General features: G+C 57.9%; 21 protein-coding genes. 12 read left to right on the forward strand and 9 right to left on the reverse strand.

Translation table 11 applies throughout. The features are described 5' to 3' along the window. Positions 1–17 precede the first annotated feature (17 nt). On the reverse strand, positions 18–269 hold the full coding sequence (locus KBY58_RS10475; protein WP_255004276.1) for a hypothetical protein: 252 nt from the start codon (positions 267–269) through the stop codon (positions 18–20). Between the two features lie 362 nt (positions 270–631). Between KBY58_RS10475 and KBY58_RS10480 the strand changes: the two genes are divergently transcribed. Both KBY58_RS10480 and KBY58_RS10485 read left to right on the forward strand, forming a co-directional pair. After that, complete coding sequence (locus tag KBY58_RS10480; protein WP_255004277.1) at positions 632–994, forward strand: UPF0175 family protein; 363 nt, start codon at positions 632–634, stop codon at positions 992–994. Between the two features lie 41 nt (positions 995–1035). Then, positions 1036–1449 carry a DUF3368 domain-containing protein gene (locus KBY58_RS10485; RefSeq protein WP_255004278.1) on the forward strand — a complete coding sequence of 138 codons (414 nt, stop codon included), beginning with the start codon at positions 1036–1038 and terminating at the stop codon, positions 1447–1449. A gap of 53 nt (positions 1450–1502) precedes the next feature. On the opposite strand, the gene KBY58_RS10490 is transcribed toward KBY58_RS10485, so the two are convergent. Genes KBY58_RS10490 through KBY58_RS10500 form a run of 3 tightly spaced genes read right to left on the reverse strand, consistent with a single transcriptional unit; the run spans position 1503 to position 4059 of the window. After that, positions 1503–2699: an FUSC family protein gene (locus tag KBY58_RS10490; protein WP_255004279.1), complete on the reverse strand. Its 1197-nt coding sequence runs from the start codon at positions 2697–2699 to the stop codon at positions 1503–1505. Beyond that, positions 2699–2884 carry a hypothetical protein gene (locus KBY58_RS10495; RefSeq protein ID WP_255004280.1) on the reverse strand — a complete coding sequence of 62 codons (186 nt, stop codon included), beginning with the start codon at positions 2882–2884 and terminating at the stop codon, positions 2699–2701. The genes KBY58_RS10490 and KBY58_RS10495 overlap by 1 nt, the downstream gene beginning before the upstream one ends. Continuing rightward, complete coding sequence (locus tag KBY58_RS10500) at positions 2881–4059, reverse strand: biotin/lipoyl-binding protein (RefSeq protein WP_255004281.1); 1179 nt, start codon at positions 4057–4059, stop codon at positions 2881–2883. The genes KBY58_RS10495 and KBY58_RS10500 overlap by 4 nt, the downstream gene beginning before the upstream one ends. An 86-nt stretch (positions 4060–4145) precedes the next feature. Here KBY58_RS10500 and KBY58_RS10505 point away from each other — a divergent pair, with 86 nt between their 5' ends. From KBY58_RS10505 to KBY58_RS10515, 3 genes are all read left to right on the forward strand, one after another. Further along, positions 4146–5519 (forward strand): TolC family protein, encoded by a 1374-nt coding sequence (locus KBY58_RS10505; RefSeq protein WP_409995748.1) that lies wholly within the window; start codon positions 4146–4148, stop codon positions 5517–5519. Positions 5520–5690: 171 nt separating this feature from the next. Then, the gene (locus KBY58_RS10510) at positions 5691–6206 is read left to right on the forward strand and encodes a Dps family protein (protein ID WP_315857023.1); all 516 of its coding nucleotides are present in this window, start codon (positions 5691–5693) and stop codon (positions 6204–6206) included. A 164-nt stretch (positions 6207–6370) separates the two neighbouring features. After that, positions 6371–7180 (forward strand): prohibitin family protein, encoded by an 810-nt coding sequence (locus KBY58_RS10515; RefSeq protein ID WP_255004283.1) that lies wholly within the window; start codon positions 6371–6373, stop codon positions 7178–7180. 29 nt (positions 7181–7209) lie between these two features. Here the strand turns inward: KBY58_RS10515 and KBY58_RS10520 are convergent, their stop codons facing one another. Then, complete coding sequence (locus KBY58_RS10520) at positions 7210–7653, reverse strand: nuclear transport factor 2 family protein (RefSeq protein ID WP_255004284.1); 444 nt, start codon at positions 7651–7653, stop codon at positions 7210–7212. 131 nt (positions 7654–7784) lie between these two features. On the opposite strand from KBY58_RS10520, the gene KBY58_RS10525 reads away from it, so the two are divergent. Both KBY58_RS10525 and KBY58_RS10530 read left to right on the forward strand, forming a co-directional pair. Further along, entirely contained in the window at positions 7785–7991 is a 207-nt protein-coding gene (locus KBY58_RS10525; RefSeq protein ID WP_255004285.1) for an addiction module protein, read from the forward strand. Positions 7992–7999: 8 nt separating this feature from the next. Further along, on the forward strand, positions 8000–8314 hold the full coding sequence (locus KBY58_RS10530; RefSeq protein ID WP_255004286.1) for a type II toxin-antitoxin system RelE/ParE family toxin: 315 nt from the start codon (positions 8000–8002) through the stop codon (positions 8312–8314). Positions 8315–8656: 342 nt separating this feature from the next. On the opposite strand, the gene KBY58_RS10535 is transcribed toward KBY58_RS10530, so the two are convergent. From KBY58_RS10535 to KBY58_RS10545, 3 genes are all read right to left on the reverse strand, one after another. After that, positions 8657–8995, reverse strand: coding sequence for a DMT family transporter (locus KBY58_RS10535; RefSeq protein WP_255004287.1), 339 nt, complete (start codon positions 8993–8995; stop codon positions 8657–8659). A 102-nt stretch (positions 8996–9097) separates the two neighbouring features. Beyond that, positions 9098–9853: a carbonic anhydrase gene (locus tag KBY58_RS10540; RefSeq protein ID WP_255004288.1), complete on the reverse strand. Its 756-nt coding sequence runs from the start codon at positions 9851–9853 to the stop codon at positions 9098–9100. A gap of 199 nt (positions 9854–10052) precedes the next feature. After that, positions 10053–10691: a phosphatase PAP2 family protein gene (locus KBY58_RS10545; RefSeq protein ID WP_255004289.1), complete on the reverse strand. Its 639-nt coding sequence runs from the start codon at positions 10689–10691 to the stop codon at positions 10053–10055. 561 nt (positions 10692–11252) lie between these two features. Here KBY58_RS10545 and KBY58_RS10550 point away from each other — a divergent pair. The 5 genes from KBY58_RS10550 to KBY58_RS13175 all read left to right on the forward strand — a co-directional run bounded on the left by KBY58_RS10550 (position 11253) and on the right by KBY58_RS13175 (position 14875). After that, positions 11253–12029 carry a methyltransferase domain-containing protein gene (locus KBY58_RS10550; RefSeq protein ID WP_255004290.1) on the forward strand — a complete coding sequence of 259 codons (777 nt, stop codon included), beginning with the start codon at positions 11253–11255 and terminating at the stop codon, positions 12027–12029. Continuing rightward, complete coding sequence (locus KBY58_RS10555) at positions 12013–13194, forward strand: NAD(P)/FAD-dependent oxidoreductase (protein ID WP_255004291.1); 1182 nt, start codon at positions 12013–12015, stop codon at positions 13192–13194. Before KBY58_RS10550 ends, KBY58_RS10555 begins: the two co-directional genes overlap by 17 nt. A gap of 6 nt (positions 13195–13200) precedes the next feature. After that, the gene (locus KBY58_RS10560; RefSeq protein ID WP_255004292.1) at positions 13201–14268 is read left to right on the forward strand and encodes a type III polyketide synthase; all 1068 of its coding nucleotides are present in this window, start codon (positions 13201–13203) and stop codon (positions 14266–14268) included. Positions 14269–14433: 165 nt separating this feature from the next. Then, positions 14434–14709 (forward strand): hypothetical protein, encoded by a 276-nt coding sequence (locus KBY58_RS10565; RefSeq protein ID WP_255004293.1) that lies wholly within the window; start codon positions 14434–14436, stop codon positions 14707–14709. Further along, a complete protein-coding gene (locus KBY58_RS13175) occupies positions 14687–14875 on the forward strand; it encodes an EamA family transporter (RefSeq protein WP_409995749.1) in 189 nt (62 codons plus the stop codon). Before KBY58_RS10565 ends, KBY58_RS13175 begins: the two co-directional genes overlap by 23 nt. An 82-nt stretch (positions 14876–14957) precedes the next feature. Here KBY58_RS13175 and KBY58_RS10570 read toward each other — a convergent pair whose 3' ends face one another. Beyond that, complete coding sequence (locus KBY58_RS10570; protein WP_255004294.1) at positions 14958–15278, reverse strand: hypothetical protein; 321 nt, start codon at positions 15276–15278, stop codon at positions 14958–14960. Positions 15279–15501: the final 223 nt, after the last annotated feature.

Here is a 15501-nt window from a genome sequence, read left to right on the forward strand (position 1 = left end):
TTGGCTGGGGCGGGGAGCTAGTTGCTGCTGGGCTGGAGTTTGGCGGCGGCATTAATGCCTGCAATCAAGCTGCTGACTGTCTTCTGGTCGGCGGCGTTCAACTTGCTGAGGCAACCGTTATTGACCTGGGTCACGATCTCGATCAAGGAACCGTTGAACATTTGCTCAGGTGTCAGCACGGCGGTGCTGGTCACCTGGGAGCCGTGGAGGCTCTTGATCACGAAGGCCATGGACCTGGCGGCCATTGGCAGGCTGGTTTGAACGGGCACCTTGGCTTGCACCGCCAGCTGCTGGGGCCGTGCCAGTGCTGCTCGATTGGGCTAGGGCAAGGCCCGAACCCAGGCTGATCGAGGTGGCGGCGGCAACCAGAAGTAGGTGGTGGAACTTGGGCATCATCTTTTTTGATTGGCCTCAAATTAGGGTAATTGAACTAAAAACCAATCTCCTCGGGGCTTTAAGTCTGAGATTTTGCCCTGAGTTCCATTAATTCAAAGCTTGCAAAATCCATTTGAGCGAAGCTTTTTGATGCGGTGCGCTTGCTTCCCTCACAGGAGGCCTTACCCCTGATTGAGGTGGCTTGACATAAACCTTCTAGACTCCACTTCTTGAAGCATCCCCGGAGGCAAGGGCCATGCACGCCGTCAGCGTGAGTGGGCTAAAGCAAAATCCGTCTGAGGCCTTGCGCCAGGCCAAGCAGGAGCTGGTCGTGGTTCTCAACCATGACCTTCCTGATGCAGTGCTGATGGGGCTTGATCAGGACGGACTCCTGCAAGAGCCTGGCGTGCGAGCAGCATTGGCCACGGCCCTATTTCGCGAAGGAGGGCTTTCGCTCGTCCGAGGCGCCCATGTGGCCGGTATGCATGTCTCTAATTTCATTAGTCATTTATCTCGGCTTGGCATACCCGCAGTCCGGCTAAACGCCGCTGAGACCAAATCCGACCTCGACACCTTGAATCAGTGGCCTCAGTCGTCATCTCAGATGCCAGCCCTCTGATAGCTCTGGCCCGTGTAGATGGGCTGAGCTGGCTACAGGCGTTGTTCACCGAAGTACTTGTTACCGATGTGGTGATCGGTGAGGTGCTCACCGGAGATTTTACTGAAACTGAGATGCGGATTCAGGCGGCAATCATGGACGGATGGTTGAAGCCGGTGGTTGTCTCTGGCACGGAGCCGGAGCTGCCTGATTTAGATGAAGGGGAGGCCGCCAGTATTCGGTTAGTACTTTCAATGGGATTAGAAGCATTGCTTCTGATCGATGAGCGAGCTGGACGGGCCGTTGCCCAGGCTCTTGGCCTGCAGGTGGCTGGCACGGCCGCTGTAATTGGGCTGGCGCAACAGAAAGGTCTTATTCGATCAGCCCAGGCCATTTTTGCTGAGCTAAGTACGAGTGATTTTAGGATTTCGCCAGAGGTGATTGAGACCGTCTTGGATCGGTGTGGTGAATTTTGAGCAGAATAGACGATTTTGCCCAGAAATTATTACCGCACTAGCTAAGTGGTTGGCTAGTTGGTTTTAGGTTGGGGTGGAGGCAGCCCAAGCCAGAGAGCTTCTTCCCTGGCTGCAGGCAGTAAAGCCAGCAAAGCTTTTTTCTGTTCGCCACTTATATCTGCCTCACTGCTGCCCGTTGAACTACTTCCTGCTGAATTTTCTGCTGCAGCGCTCAGGGCATTGAAGCGTCTGAGGGCGGAGTTAGGGAAAAACAGCAGCCCAACGACCACAGCCAGGCCGCTGCCCATCAGGTAATCAAGCCAGCGATTGGGGATATACCAAGCCACCAGGGGGCCATAGCCAATAAAGGCCACACCACTCGAGATCAGTGCCGTATTCAGATAGCTGCGGCAATTCAGGGCTACTACCAGGGCGGCGGTTCCGCCCATCACCAGTCCGATTGAGAGTTCACCGATTCCCATGGCGTTGAACACCAAAAGCGGCATCAGCACCCCCAGGCTCACCCCCACCATTCGGTCGCGCACGCGGGCCAGGGTGGCGCCGATGCTGTCGTTTAGCAGCAACACAACCCCGAAGTAGAGGTACTTGGGTGTCAAGGCCCCAATACCGACTCCGATTGTGTAGGCGAGGCTGGCGAACACCAGCTTGCGCCAGAAGAAGGGCGAGCTCAGACCCGATCGGATCCGTTCGGCTAGGGGAGGATCTTCCGGTTTTTCCCCTATCTTCCCAGCTGTTGCTTTCACAGCCTTTTCTGCCAAGGCGCCCTGCTCGGGGGGCGTGAAGCCCAGCTGCAACAGCGTCCCCACCGCCAGGCCGATGGCGATGGCCAGCATCTGGTCGCGCCAGCTCTCCCAGCTGGGTGTGCCCAGTAGCGGCAAGACACCCGCAATGGCCACCACCCCACTTAGAAGCCTCAACTTGCTTGGCAGGAGCAGGGTGATTAGTTGCATCAGTGCCGCTACCAGGCCGAATACAAATAGTTCTGGGACATTCGCCAAAGCCAGGCCGAGGCTGACGCCGATGGCCAGGCAAACCCCCACCAAGACGAGCAGCACCGGATAGATCAGCCGTGGCCAGCGGCTGAAATCAGGACGCACCACCAGGGCTGCAATCACGGCTCCGAAGGCCAGTGCATCGCCGCTTAGGCCGACACCCCTGCAGGTGGCATCACCCAGGGCTGCCGCCAGGCCGATTACAAGTGCTGCCCGCAGATCCAGGCTGAGGGTGGCTGCTGGGGCTTCAGCAGCCATTAATTGTCAGGGCGTTTGAGGGCCTGCATCCAACCCACCAACAGCACGATCAACAGCAGCGCCAGCCAAAACCAGAGCCTTGGCGGCTGGCTGGTGGCGGTGATCACAAGCAGCAAGAGGGCCAGCCAGGGGGCGGGCTGCCGCCAGGGCTTCAGCCAACGCTGGGAGAACAGGGGGCGCTTCATCGATCCATGCCCCCCAGCCAACGCAGGAATGGCAGCACAAAACTGAGCGGTCGGCGGCGCTCGACCACCACCTCACTTTTCGCCGGGGTGCCGTTTTCCAGGCTGAGATCGGGGCCGCGGCTGCCGCTCCAGCGCAAACCTGAGGGGGTATCTGCCCTCTCAAGGTTCACGGTCACGACCCGCACGGGGGCTGTGATTTTGTCTGGCAGGGTGGCCATCGGATCACCCCCTTCCCCGAAGGCGGCCTGGCGACTGCGGGCGATCAGGCTGCTGGCCAGGTCGAGGTCGCCCGCGGCACGCGCCACTTCCGCCAGGTCGGCATTGGCCGGGGAGATGGAGGCGATCAGGCCCTCCACCAGGCCATAGCGCTGGGAGCTGCCGCCGTAGCGATCGCGGGTTTGCAGCTGTAGATCAAGCTGGATAGGCATGCCAGGCCGCAGCCGCGCCACATCGGCGTCGCTGAACAGGGCGATGGCAGTGCGCTGACCACTGATGCCACCGATGCCATTGGCCTTAGGACCTAATCCCACAGTGGCGAGCCGCTGCCCGGGGGTCACGGCTTGTCCGGGATTCACCCCCAAGCTCAGCAGCATGCCCGCCAGTGGCGCAAACACAGATTGGCTATTGCGCTGGGCCAGCAGTTCTGCGCGGGTGGCGTCCATTTGGGCCAGCTGGGCCTGCAGTTCCTGGATCGAGCCCAGGTTGCGCAGGTAAAGATCTTGTGCACCCACCCAGAGGGGGCTGTAGCGGGGGATTACCTCATCACGGCGCAGGTTTTCCAGCGCCTTCAGCTGCAGACCCACCGGTTGATTGGCAGTGCGCAGGGTGCCGATGCGTGACTCGATCGTTTGCTTTTGGCGATCTACCGCCTGGATTTGATCCAGCAGCGCATTTGTTGCGGGCCCCACCGAGCCGCCACCGGCGGCTTGCTGATCAACGCGGTTGATACTCAGGAGCAGATCTCCCTGCTTCACCTGGTCGCCCACACGGCGATGCAGCTCCTGCACTTGGCCGGGGGAGCGGGCATAAACACCCACGCGGCTTTCGGGGGGCAGCAGTAGGGCACTGCCCTCCACCTTCATTGGTACGGATGGCGCCAGGGCCCACACCAGGCCCAGACCGGTGACGGCAGCGATGGGTAGGAGCTGGGGGATGCGCTCGCTCACCACCGCCATTACAACCGTCGCCGTTGGCGCAGCAAACTGCGGTTACGGTACATCCGATTTCACACGTAAAAGGCTTGTACCGCCGTTGGTTGGTTGTGTTGGCACTGCTGCTGCCCTGCACTCCTGCAACCGCGCAGCAGCCCCTGAGCCTGGGCCTCCAGCAGGCGATTGAGCTGGGCATGGGCCGTTCGCTGGCCCTGCGTAACAGCGACCTGGAGCTTGATGAGAGCCGCGCCCTGCAGGGGCTGGCCCGGGCGCGGTTCATGCCAAAGCTCGATCTGGTGGCCCTGGGCACCTACGCCCAGGTGAGCACCAATGTGGGCTTTATCTCCAACCTGTCCGCCATCGGCGATCTCAATTTCGACCTGAGCGGCGATGGCTATGCAGTGGTGCAGAACACCTTCGTCAATGTGGGACTGGCCCTCACTCTGCCCCTGATCGATTTCGCGCGCTCACCCCTGCAGCAGGCCGCCCGCGCCGGCATGCAGTCCGCCCAGGCGGAGCAGGTTGAACAGCAACGGACCACGCGCTATGCCATCCAATCTGCCTATCTCAATGCCCAGCTCGCCGAGGCCTTGATCCCGGTGTGGGAGAGCGCCCTGCAGGTGTCGACCCGTTTGCTGCGCGATGCCAAGGCGATTCGGCGGGAGGGCCTGGCGGCCCGGATCGACACCCTCCAGGCAGAGGCGTTGCTGGAAACCGATCGTCTCGGCTTGGTTGAGGCCCGCAGCCAGCGGCAAGTGAATTTAAGTGCCCTGGCCCGCAGTCTCAACCTTCCGGCTAAGCAGACCATCAGCCTCAGCGAACCGCTGCGGCCCATGCCGGCCTGGCCCCTCAGCCTGGAGGCCAGCCTCGAGCAAGCGATGGTCGATCGCCCAGCCCTGGAGGCGCTCCAGCAGCAACGCCGGGCCGAACTGGCCCGGGTGCAGGTGGCCAGGGCCAGTGGCCTGCCCCAGGTGGGTCTGCTGCTGGGGGCAGGTATCAGCGGCGACTGGCTGAACGTGCCAACGGCTGGCACCAATCAGACCACCAATGTCCAAGCAAGCGGTAGCGCCTCCGGCAGCTTCTACGACTGGGGGGCGGTGGTTTCCCTAAGGCAGCCCATTTTTGATGGGGGCCTCACCCGGGAGTCGGTGGCCCTGGCCCGCCGTCGGGCGGAGCGGGGCGAGGTGGCGATCGATTTGGCCCGCCAGACCATCACCCAACAGGTTGAAACCTTTTATGCCAACCACCAGGCCTCTGGCGCGCAGATGAAAGCCGCTTCTGCTGCGGCAAATGCTGGTGCGGAAGCTGTGCGCGATGCCCTGCTGCGATATCGGGCCGGTGTGGCGCCCATTACGGAGTTGCTGGTTGCCCAGCGCAACCTGCAGGTGGCCCGCTCCGCTGCGGCCGCGGCGATCCACCGCTGGAATCTGAGCCGGGTGGGTCTTGAGCTGGAAACCGGCCAGGTCAGCGCTAAGGAAATCTGAAGCCAACCCCTCCGGCTAGTTGGTCAATTGACCAAGTTCTTTTAGTGCCCAGATTCAGGCAAGTGGCCTAGGCGGAGTTGTCCGTCAGCGCCATGGGGCCATCGAGCTGACAACCAGCTCCCCAGGCAATAGGGTTTTCGAAACCCACCTAAACCCCCAGCTCCTGTCGCCATGACAAACCCTGCAGCCGGGATCAGTACGGCCCCAATCAACATGCCCCCAATCGACATCGGCATTCCCGCCGAGCAACGCCAGGCCATTGCCGCAGGTTTAGGGCGTCTGCTGGCCGATAGCTACGTGCTCTATGGCAAAACCCATGGCTTCCACTGGAACGTCACCGGGCCAATGTTCAACACCCTGCACCTGATGTTCATGGATCAGTACACGGAGCTGTGGACTGCCCTGGATGTGATCGCCGAAAGGATTCGTGCCCTGGGCTGCAGCGCCCCCTACGGCGGAGCCACCTTTGCCCAGCTTGCTTCTATCAAGGAAACCGAGGGTGTGCCGGCTGCGATGGCGATGGTGCATGAGCTTGTGATGGGCCATGAAGCGGTGGCCCGCACGGCCCGCAGCCTGTTTGAGCTGGTTAACGCAGCTGATGACCAACCAACGGCTGACCTGCTGACCCAGCGGTTGCAGATCCACGAAAAGACCGCCTGGATGCTCCGCAGCCTGCTGGAGGGTTAGTTGCCTCGTGGGGCGGTGGCTGGTGGTAGGGGTCTTCGGCCAGCAGGTTCAGCAGCTCCTGCACTTTGACCTTGAGTGCTGGAGAAGCCGAGGCCCGCGCGCATGCGGGTGCGCGTGGGCGCAAATGGTTGTTCCTAGGCTTGGCCATTGGACCGGCCCTATCAATGCAGTCGCCCCTTCGCTCCGCAGCAAGCCCTGAGGGTCCGGGATCGGCCTTCATCCTGATCATCGCCGTGGTGCTGGGGCTCGCGATTCTGCTGAGCCAGACAGTCTTCATTGTTCCGGCCGGCAACGTCGCCGTGGTCACCACCCTCGGCAAGGTGACCGGTCTGCCCCGCAATCCCGGCGCCAATATCAAGGCCCCCTTGGTGCAGAACACCTCGTTGTTTGATGTGCGCACCCAGGTGCGACCCGAGCAGTTTTCCACCCTGACCAAAGACCTGCAGGTGATCCAGGCCACGGCAACGGTGAAGTATGCGATGAAACCGGCAGAAGCCGGGCGCATCTACGAAACGATCGCCACCGACGATCAACAGATCTACCCCCGGGTGATTCAGCCGTCGCTGCTCAAGGCGCTCAAATCCGTTTTTTCGCAGTACGAACTGGTGACAATCGCCACAGAATGGAACTCCATTTCCGAGCTCGTGCAGGAGAAGGTGGCAGAGGAATTGCGTAAATTCGACTACGTGACTGTGCAGGGCCTCGACCTAACTGGCCTGCAGATTGCTGAGGAATATCGCGCCGCGATTGAACAGAAACAGATCGCCGAGCAACAGCTCCTACGGGCCCAAACCGAGGTGCTAATCGCCGAACAGGAGGCCAAGCGCTACGAGACCCTAAATACCAGCCTCGATGACCAGGTGCTCTACAAGCTCTTCCTCGACAAGTGGGATGGCCAGACCTCGGTGGTGCCGGCACTGCCCGGTTCCGCCGGTAGTTCTGGTAATTCGGTGATTGTTAATGGTCGCCGCTAAGTGTGGAGAGGGCGGCTGCAACTAGTGGATTAGGCCACAAAGCGCTTGTATAGCCAGCGCACGAAGCTGCCCACCAGCGGCACCGGCGCAAAGGTGGGACCCACGAAATCGAAGTAGTCGCGGTGGTCAACGATGCGGCCGTCGGCACCGATGCGTAGGCGGCTGGTGCCTGGGTAGATGAATTCGATCCCTTTGATCTTCAGGCCCATGCGCCATTCCACGAAGGCCGTATCACCGTCGATCGCTACCGCATCGGCCTCTAGGAACACGTCATCGCAGCGTTGCACCAGGCCCTGCTGGGCAAGGATGTAAGCGTCGACGCCATCCCTGGTCTGGGTGGGGTCTTCAAAATGCACGTTCTTGGCATACACCTGTCGCCACTGCTCGGCGGTGGGCGGTGGCGTTCCGTAGGGCTTGGTGAACAGCTGCCGCAGGCTGTCTTGATCGAAGGGCGGGGTGAGGGCGGCTGACATGGAGAGGCGCTCTGAGCAGTAGTGCCCTTCATCCTGGCCTGCGCTAGGCACCATCACCTCTGGAGGAATGGCCAAATGTCCCCGCTACGATTGAGTTACCAAGCCCAACGGTTCAGCCGGCACTGCCTGTGGTGAACGACCTGTTGACACTGCCACTGGAGGAACGGCTCGAGCTGGTCCAGACCCTGTGGGACTCGATCGCTGCTGAGCAGAGCGGCCCTGAGCTCACTGATGGTGATCGACAGCTGATCGATCAACGGCTTGAAGCTTTCCTGGCAGATGGGGATCCAGGTCTCGATGCCGATGCGGCACTTGATGCCATCGACCGGTCGCTCTGACAAGGGTTTTGCGGCTTCGTATAGCAGCCCGTGATGATCTTGAAGCTGCGGCCCGCTGGTACGAAGCCCAGGAACTTGGGCTGGGTCGCTTGTTTCTAGCCGAGGTAAGGCTGCTCTTTCAGCGCATCCGCACTAACCCCGAGGCCTATCCCTCCAGCTACCGCGGAACGCGGCGTGCCCTGTTGCGCCGCTTCCCCTATGGCGTCATCTACCTGCCTGTTCCTGAGCAGGGATCCTTCGTGGTGCTGGCGGTGCTGCACTGTGGGCGTGATCCACAACTTTGGCGGCAGCGCTCCGGGGTGTCCCTAGCTCAGGATATGTAGGGGCTCAGCTGCCCATTCTGACGCCTCCATTCCCCTAAACCCCTGCGGCAATAACGGTTTCGCCGCGTTAAGCAGCGAACACATGTGACGATCTGGCGATATCAACACTCTGTTAGAAGCGTCTGGCTGGAGAGTTGGGTTACGTTCTGATCGCCGCCCGCCACCTCTCAGGCATGCCACCAAGGCGGAAGCAAAGGTCACTAAGGGAAAACATGGGCGCCTGCGATGAAAAAAAACCAAGCTGATTGCCGTTGGCATTGCCCCTTTGGGAATCATTTCCATCGGTGTGGTGCCCATGGGAGTGTTGAACGCCTGCGTGGTGGGCATGGGGAAAGAGATTATTTAGCTGTGGGCCTTGCCGCCTAGATTTACAATTACAACTCCTGCAACAATCAGGGCTACGCCAATTAATTGGCTGCCGTTTGGCACTTGGCGATAGGCCAAAGCCCCGATTAGCACAATGGCAAGGGTGCCGATCACGCTCCACAATGCGTAGGTAATTCCAAGGGGAATCACGGTCACCACCCTTGCGACAAGAGCAATGGCACAGCCATAGGCTGCCAATAATAGTGCTGTTGGCCAAGGTCGAGTTAGGCCATCGGAAAGCTTTAGCAGTGCCGTGCCCGTAATTTCTGCTGCGATTGCGAGGAACAGTGCCAGCCAGGCTTGGGTGTCGGTCATTGTTGAAGGGGCTGGAGCTTAATAACGGATTTGAGCCGATGGCTAGAGGCCCAAATGCCTGTAGCCGCAGACTCTCAATTATTCCAGCCCTAAATTATTGGCCTAATTACTAGACTTAATCACACGCTCGTTGAGTTTTTGGAGCGGCCGGGCATTCATTGGGTAGAGTTTTTGGAATGTGGCTAATTGCTCTGCTGAGATGGTCACGGGTTGTTTGAGGATGTAGAAGCGCACGCCTTCGCTACAAGGCGGTGTGGTTAGTGACCCGGCAAAGGTGTAGTACTCCAGTGAGGCAGGGAGAAGCTCCTTCAGGGAAGGCAGATTCACGCTGACGCTGCCACCTTTCTTTGCGGGAAGTTTGTTCCAGAAGGAGGCGAGATAGGGATTGGGGGCGCCTTTTTTGAAGTTCACGCCAATCACTGCCAGTTGGCCCTTGGCATTTTGGTGAACCAGGTGCACGTTGGCGGCGTAGTGAATGCCGTTTATGGCCTCTTCACTGGGGGTATGGAAGTGGTATTGCAGCAGCTTGTAGGGGGTAGTGCCGATCTTTAGATTCCCGGAGGTGTTCACTTGGATCGTGGTTCCGGTGTTCACCACGTCGCCACTGGTGGCTGGGTAATCGGGGTTAAGAGCGGTGGCGGTGGTTTGCTTCACCGTCGTTTTCGACACGATGTTTACGGGGGCTTGCTCAGAGCCATCGGAGCAGGCGGCGTATTTCGGGCTCAGTTGCCCCCATTTTTCCGGAGCGACATCGCCGGAGTAGCCGTACTGGGGCTTGGCCAGCGCTACGAGCGGGGTGAGTGCTACTCCTGAAACGACCAAGGCAAGGGATAGTGAAAGATGCTGGGAAGGCTGCATTTGAATGAAATACGATTTTTTATTTCTTGAACTCTAGAGGGTATTTACCGTGATGGTTCAATGTCGCAATCTCAGGACAAAGGCCGATATCGGGCTTTCATCAGTTAATAGTTGTTGCTGCTTACCGCGCGGAAGTACAATTGCTATCAGTTCCGTATTCTGCTTCGCTTGGGGCGATGGGCATGGCCCTTGAAGCAATTCAACAGCTTCTTACACTATTGCCAGGTTTTTTTACAAATGAGCTGAGCCAGATGCAGAGAAATCCTGCTGAGATGCCAACTAGTGCACCTCCTATACCATCGCTAAAATAGTGGGCTCCACTTACCACACGTGTAACAAGACAGCCTGCTGCCATGATGATAGCTGGAAGTTTAAGCCTAGGATAAAGATAAATAATAATAGTGCTACCTGCGAAAGCTACTGCTGTATGGGAACTTGGGAATCCAATTCCTGATGTTGAAAATGGGCGATCAAGCCAGCTTCTAAAGATATAGGAAGGATCTCCATGCGGCCTTATCCTTCGCACAATCAGCTTTATAATTTCAGCGATGCTGCCAGAGATTATTGGTGCTGCTATTAACATCCAGGCTTCTTGATTGAGATAGCGTTTCCAGCCCGTTAGTGGTTTCGAGCTAGTTGGCTGCGATAGGAGCTGGGCTGAAATGGTTATGAGAACCCAGGTACCAAGGAATCCCCAGCATCGAAAAAGCTTGAAGAGATCAGATTGGCTTTGATGTTCTGGCCTAAAGATGCCGGCAATGGGAAAATCAAGTAAGTGAGATAGAGAAAGAATGACTACCCCATATACAATCAAATATGGCAACTGCTTTGCGCTCATCAACCTAGAAGTAATATATACGTATTATTTATCAATTTTAGGCCGGCCTGTCTCTTGCCTATGTAGCCTAGGACACTTGCTAAGGAATTTGTAGCCTTGCTTCTCTAGTGGTGGAGGTGTTAAGCGTAGAAAGTGGTAAGCCAGATCTGATTTATTTTTCGATTCCAGCCAGGATTACGTGACCTTCTTTACTCCCTGTTTCATGCGCAATGGGAGTTTGTGTTTACGAAGCAGCACCTGAGCCTCGGCCAGGGTGCCTGGAGGAGGCTCGTGTCGCATTTAGCCCCTCCTCGGCCTTAATCAATTCCTTCGTCAACCCGCTGCGCTCCCGAACCCAGCCTCCAACACCCCAAATCCCCTGCAGCAGAGTGCTGCAACAGATCTTGGTAAAAGTCGGCTAACGCCCTATGGAATGTGGGGTCTTAGGCCCAGCTTGAAAGGTTTGGTTGTGATAACCACGTCAGGGGCATCGCTGATCAAACCGGAACTTCCCAGGGATTACCTAGTTGTCCCAGGCCATAACTTCCTAGAATTGGTAAACATTGCAACCAAACGGGAAATTTGCAACCAAAATTTGCTGATCTCCAGGCGGCCCTAGCTGTGCCCATGACCCAGTTGTGGGTTGAGCTTGGCCAGCGGCAGCTGAGGCCTGAGTTGATGGATCAGCCCAATCTTGACCCCCAAGCCCATCAAGCGGCCATGCTCGGCTTGGGCCGAATCAATTCCTTGACGCGCAGTGCCTCTTGCTTATTTCCTGGTATTAGGCGGCTAGCAAAATTATATCCAGCGCGGCGGTTGCGTCTCCTAGATGTGGCCTGCGGTGGGGGCGACACTGTGCGTGCTGTCATTCGCATGGCCCAGCGGGAGGGGATTAATATTGATGCCCATGGCTGTGACATCAGCTCAGAAGCTGTAGCCCTGGCAAGGGCAGCTTCTGAAGCAGAGGGAATGGAATCCCATTTCTTCCAAACTGATGCAATCAATGCCCCCCTTCCTGGTAGTTATCACCTAATCACCACCTCACTGTTTCTGCATCACCTCACGGAAGCCGATGCAGAAAGCCTGCTGCGCTCTATGGCCGCCGCCACCCTCGATCAGCTCTTGGTGCACGACCTAATCCGCAGCCACGTTGACCTAATGCTCACCTGGATCGGCACCCGGCTGCTGAGTCGTTCACCGATAGTTCACATTGATGGACCACTCTCGGTGGGGGGTGCCTTTCAGCTCGATGAGGTGGCGCAGCTAGCCTCATCAGCTGGCCTAGTGGGTGCAGAAATCACCCGCTTTTGGCCCGAGCGCTTCCTGCTTTCCTGGAGCCGGAATGCAGCCAGCAACTGAACTTGGACTGTTGCATCTTTCGCCTTGCTGGGATGTGGTGGTAGTGGGTGCAGGACCGGCAGGCGCTCTCGCGGCCCATGGTCTTGCCATTCGTGGCTTGCGCGTTCTGCTGGTGGAGCAGCGCCTCTTCCCTCGCTGGAAAGTCTGTGGGGCCTGCCTCAGCCCCCAGGCCCTGGCAGCTCTTGAGGCCGCTGGACTTCCCGACCTTGTGGCATCCCAGGGTGGCCTATCCCTCGAGCGTCTGCAGCTGGGGGTAGCTGGCCTGGTGAGCCCAATCGCCATGGGAGCTGGCCGGGTCCTGTCTCGCTGTCGCCTGGATCAGGCGCTGCTAGAAGCAGCGAGTGCTGCTGGTGCCACGGTGCTGATGGGCACCCGGGCCGTTCTAGGCGCCGCCGCCACTGGCTTAGAGCCAGACCGGGAGGTAGTGCTCCAAAAAGGCACTGCAAGGCGGAGTGTCAGCGCCAAGGTGGTGTTGATCGCGGCTGGGCTCAGCCACCGTGCAATCGACGACAAGGCTGGGATCAGCACCAGCATCGAGCCCCGTAGTCGTTTTGGCGCAGGTTGTGTGCTGTCTGGAGAAGCTGCCGCGCTCCCCCCCGGTGTGTTGCAGATGGCTGTGGGCCGAAGCGGTTATGTGGGTATGGTGCGAGTCGAGAGCGGGGAGATCAACCTGGCCTGTGCCTTTGATCAGGGCATGCTGCGCTCCGCTGGTGGTGCGTCCCTGCTATGCCAAAAAATCCTTGCTGAAGCAGGCTTTGCGACTTTGCCAGGCCTGAAAGAGGCCGACTGGCAACTAACCGCAGCACTCAGCCGCCGCACAATTCCGCTGGCGGGCCACAGGCTGCTGCTTCTTGGTGATGCCGCCGGCTATGTGGAGCCCTTCACCGGCGAAGGCATGGGCTGGGCCCTGACCTCTGCCTTAGCTGCCCTGCCGCTTGTAATGCGAAGTATGGAGCAGTGGGATGGCGCTATTGAGAAGGAGTGGCGGCGCCTGCACCACCGCTGGGTTACAAGTCAGCAGAGGTCATGCCGGGCCCTGGCAGTGGTGTTGCGGCACCCCAAGATCAGCTTGGGGCTGCATAGGTTGGCGGGGGGCTTTCCCTCAGTCACCAGCTCAATGATTGGCATGCTGCAAAGGCCCTCCATTCCCTACTCGAGGGCCTGATCGATCGTGCCCTTGTCCCTAATTGGTATTGGCACTGCGGTACCTCAGAGGCGCATCAGCCAGCAAGAAGCCCTTGCCCTTGCACCGCAGATGGCCAACGCCAGCCCTCGTCAACAACGCTTACTAGAGAGGATCTACCAACGCTCGGGGGTAATGCATCGGCACTGCCTTCCACTGCCTGACTTCAGCAACCCCACTACAGCTGAGCGGATGAGGCGCTATCAACCGGCAGCGTTGGAGCTAGCCCTAGAGGCTTCCCGGCTAGCTCTTAAGGATGCCCAGATCGAGGCAAGGGCAATCACCCATTTGATCACCGTTTCATGCACGGGCTTCGGCGCCCCTGGCTTCGACCTTGCCTTAATCGCCAACCTGCCGCTAGCTATGGATGTGGCCCGAACCCATATCGGCTTCATGGGCTGCCACGGGGCGTTTAACGGCCTACGGGTGGCACGGGCCTTTGTGGAAGCTGATCCCAGTGCCTGCGTGCTTGTGTGCGCAGTGGAGCTGTGCAGCCTTCATCTGCAGGAAGGCTGGAACCCAGACCACATCGTGGCCAATGCCCTGTTCGCTGATGGTGCCGGCGCTGTGGTGGCGGTAGCTGCCGATGGTGCTGATGTGGGCTCAACCAACAAAACAGGGCTGCAGCTGGTCGCTTCAGCCTCAACGGTGCTGCCCGGCACTGAAGAGCTGATGGGGTGGATTATTGAAGATCATGGTTTTTCAATGGTTCTTTCATCCAAAGTCCCCAGTCGAATCGCCATCCAGCTGCGTCCTTGGCTGGAGGAGTGGCTTGCAAGCTTAAATCTGACGTTGCCAGAAGTAGAAAACTGGGCCGTTCATCCCGGCGGCCCTCGCATCCTTGCGGCGGTACTAGAGAGCGCCGGGTTGTACCCCGCTCAGATTGATCTTTCTACTGCGGTATTACGTCAGTTCGGAAATATGTCGTCGGCAACTATTTTGTTCATCCTGGAGCGGCTGCGCGGCCAGGCAGGCCAGGGCCCATGCCTGGCTTTGGGGTTCGGCCCCGGTCTCACAGTGGAAGCGGCATTGCTCATGGTGCAAAAAGCCATCTGAAAAGGTGGCACTCAGGCATAGTTTTGCTTTCAAACACACGAGCTGCCGACAAACGGCCTAGGCTTCATCGAGTCAAAATGAAGAGAAGCAGGGGTGCACAGAGAACAGCAATAATCAATCAACCCTTTTAGTCACTACTGCTGCTGCTAAGTACTCCCATCTTAAATGAGCGCACTCCCCGCCCTACCTCTTTGGTTTATTTGGGCTTTTTTATCTGCAATTTTTGCAAGTGGATCTGCGGTATTTGCCAAAATTGGACTCGAAGATATAGACGCAGATCTAGCCACCCTTGTCCGTACTCTTATCGTAGCTATTTTTCTTCCACTGCTCATTATAACAACTGGAAAATTGAGCAGCCCATTTGCATGGTCCCAGCAGACCCTGGCTATTCATTGTTCTTTCGGGCCTGGCCAGTGGCTTGTCATCGTTCTGCTTTTTTAGGGCACTGAAGCAAGGAGATGCTTCAATAGTAGTGTCCGTTGATAGACTAAGCCTGCTAGTAGTGGCTTTAATAGGCTTTGCTTTTCTTGGTGAGCGTCCCTCAGTGATTGGCTGGGCGGGCTTGCTGTTTGTGGCTGGGGGCGGAATACTATTATCGCTTTCATAGTTGCCAACCCAATCCGATAGCGTTCATAGCATTTTTCATAATGCATGATTTCGCTGGGATAGAAAATTAAAATGACCAGGTCTTAATCGTCACCTTCTTCTACGTTTCCCTGCACTTCACCGCAGACGCTACCCCATACATCACCCTTGACATCGCCCCAAATACTGCCTTCTACGTTGCCATTAACGTTGCCCAGGACATGGCGTCCAATATTTGCACCGACGTCGCAACCGATATAGCCGTCAACACTACCCTTGACATCTCCATGAATATCGCCTTGGACACTGCCCTGAATATTTCCATTGACATCGCCCCACACATTTGCGTTGACTTGCAAAATTCTTAGCCTTCCATCAACAAGCCCAAAAGTGACAAGCTTATTAATTTCTTCGATTTCAGACATTGTTCTCGTTAATGAAATGGATGTTCCATCCTAGCCCGAGCCTGTCAGTATCAACACGCCTGAGGGCATGGCATTGAGCTACTTGCGACTGCCAATAAAAAAGCCCCCCTCTAGGAGAGGGGGGCTGGGATTCCGTCGATTTGCTCTGGAAACAGTTGAAGCTTTTAGCCTCAGCCGATTGCAGGGGCGGTCAGAGCTACGGGGGTAGCTTCTGCAGCAGCCA

Source organism: Cyanobium sp. HWJ4-Hawea (assembly GCF_024345815.1).
Lineage (GTDB): Bacteria > Cyanobacteriota > Cyanobacteriia > PCC-6307 > Cyanobiaceae > Cyanobium_A.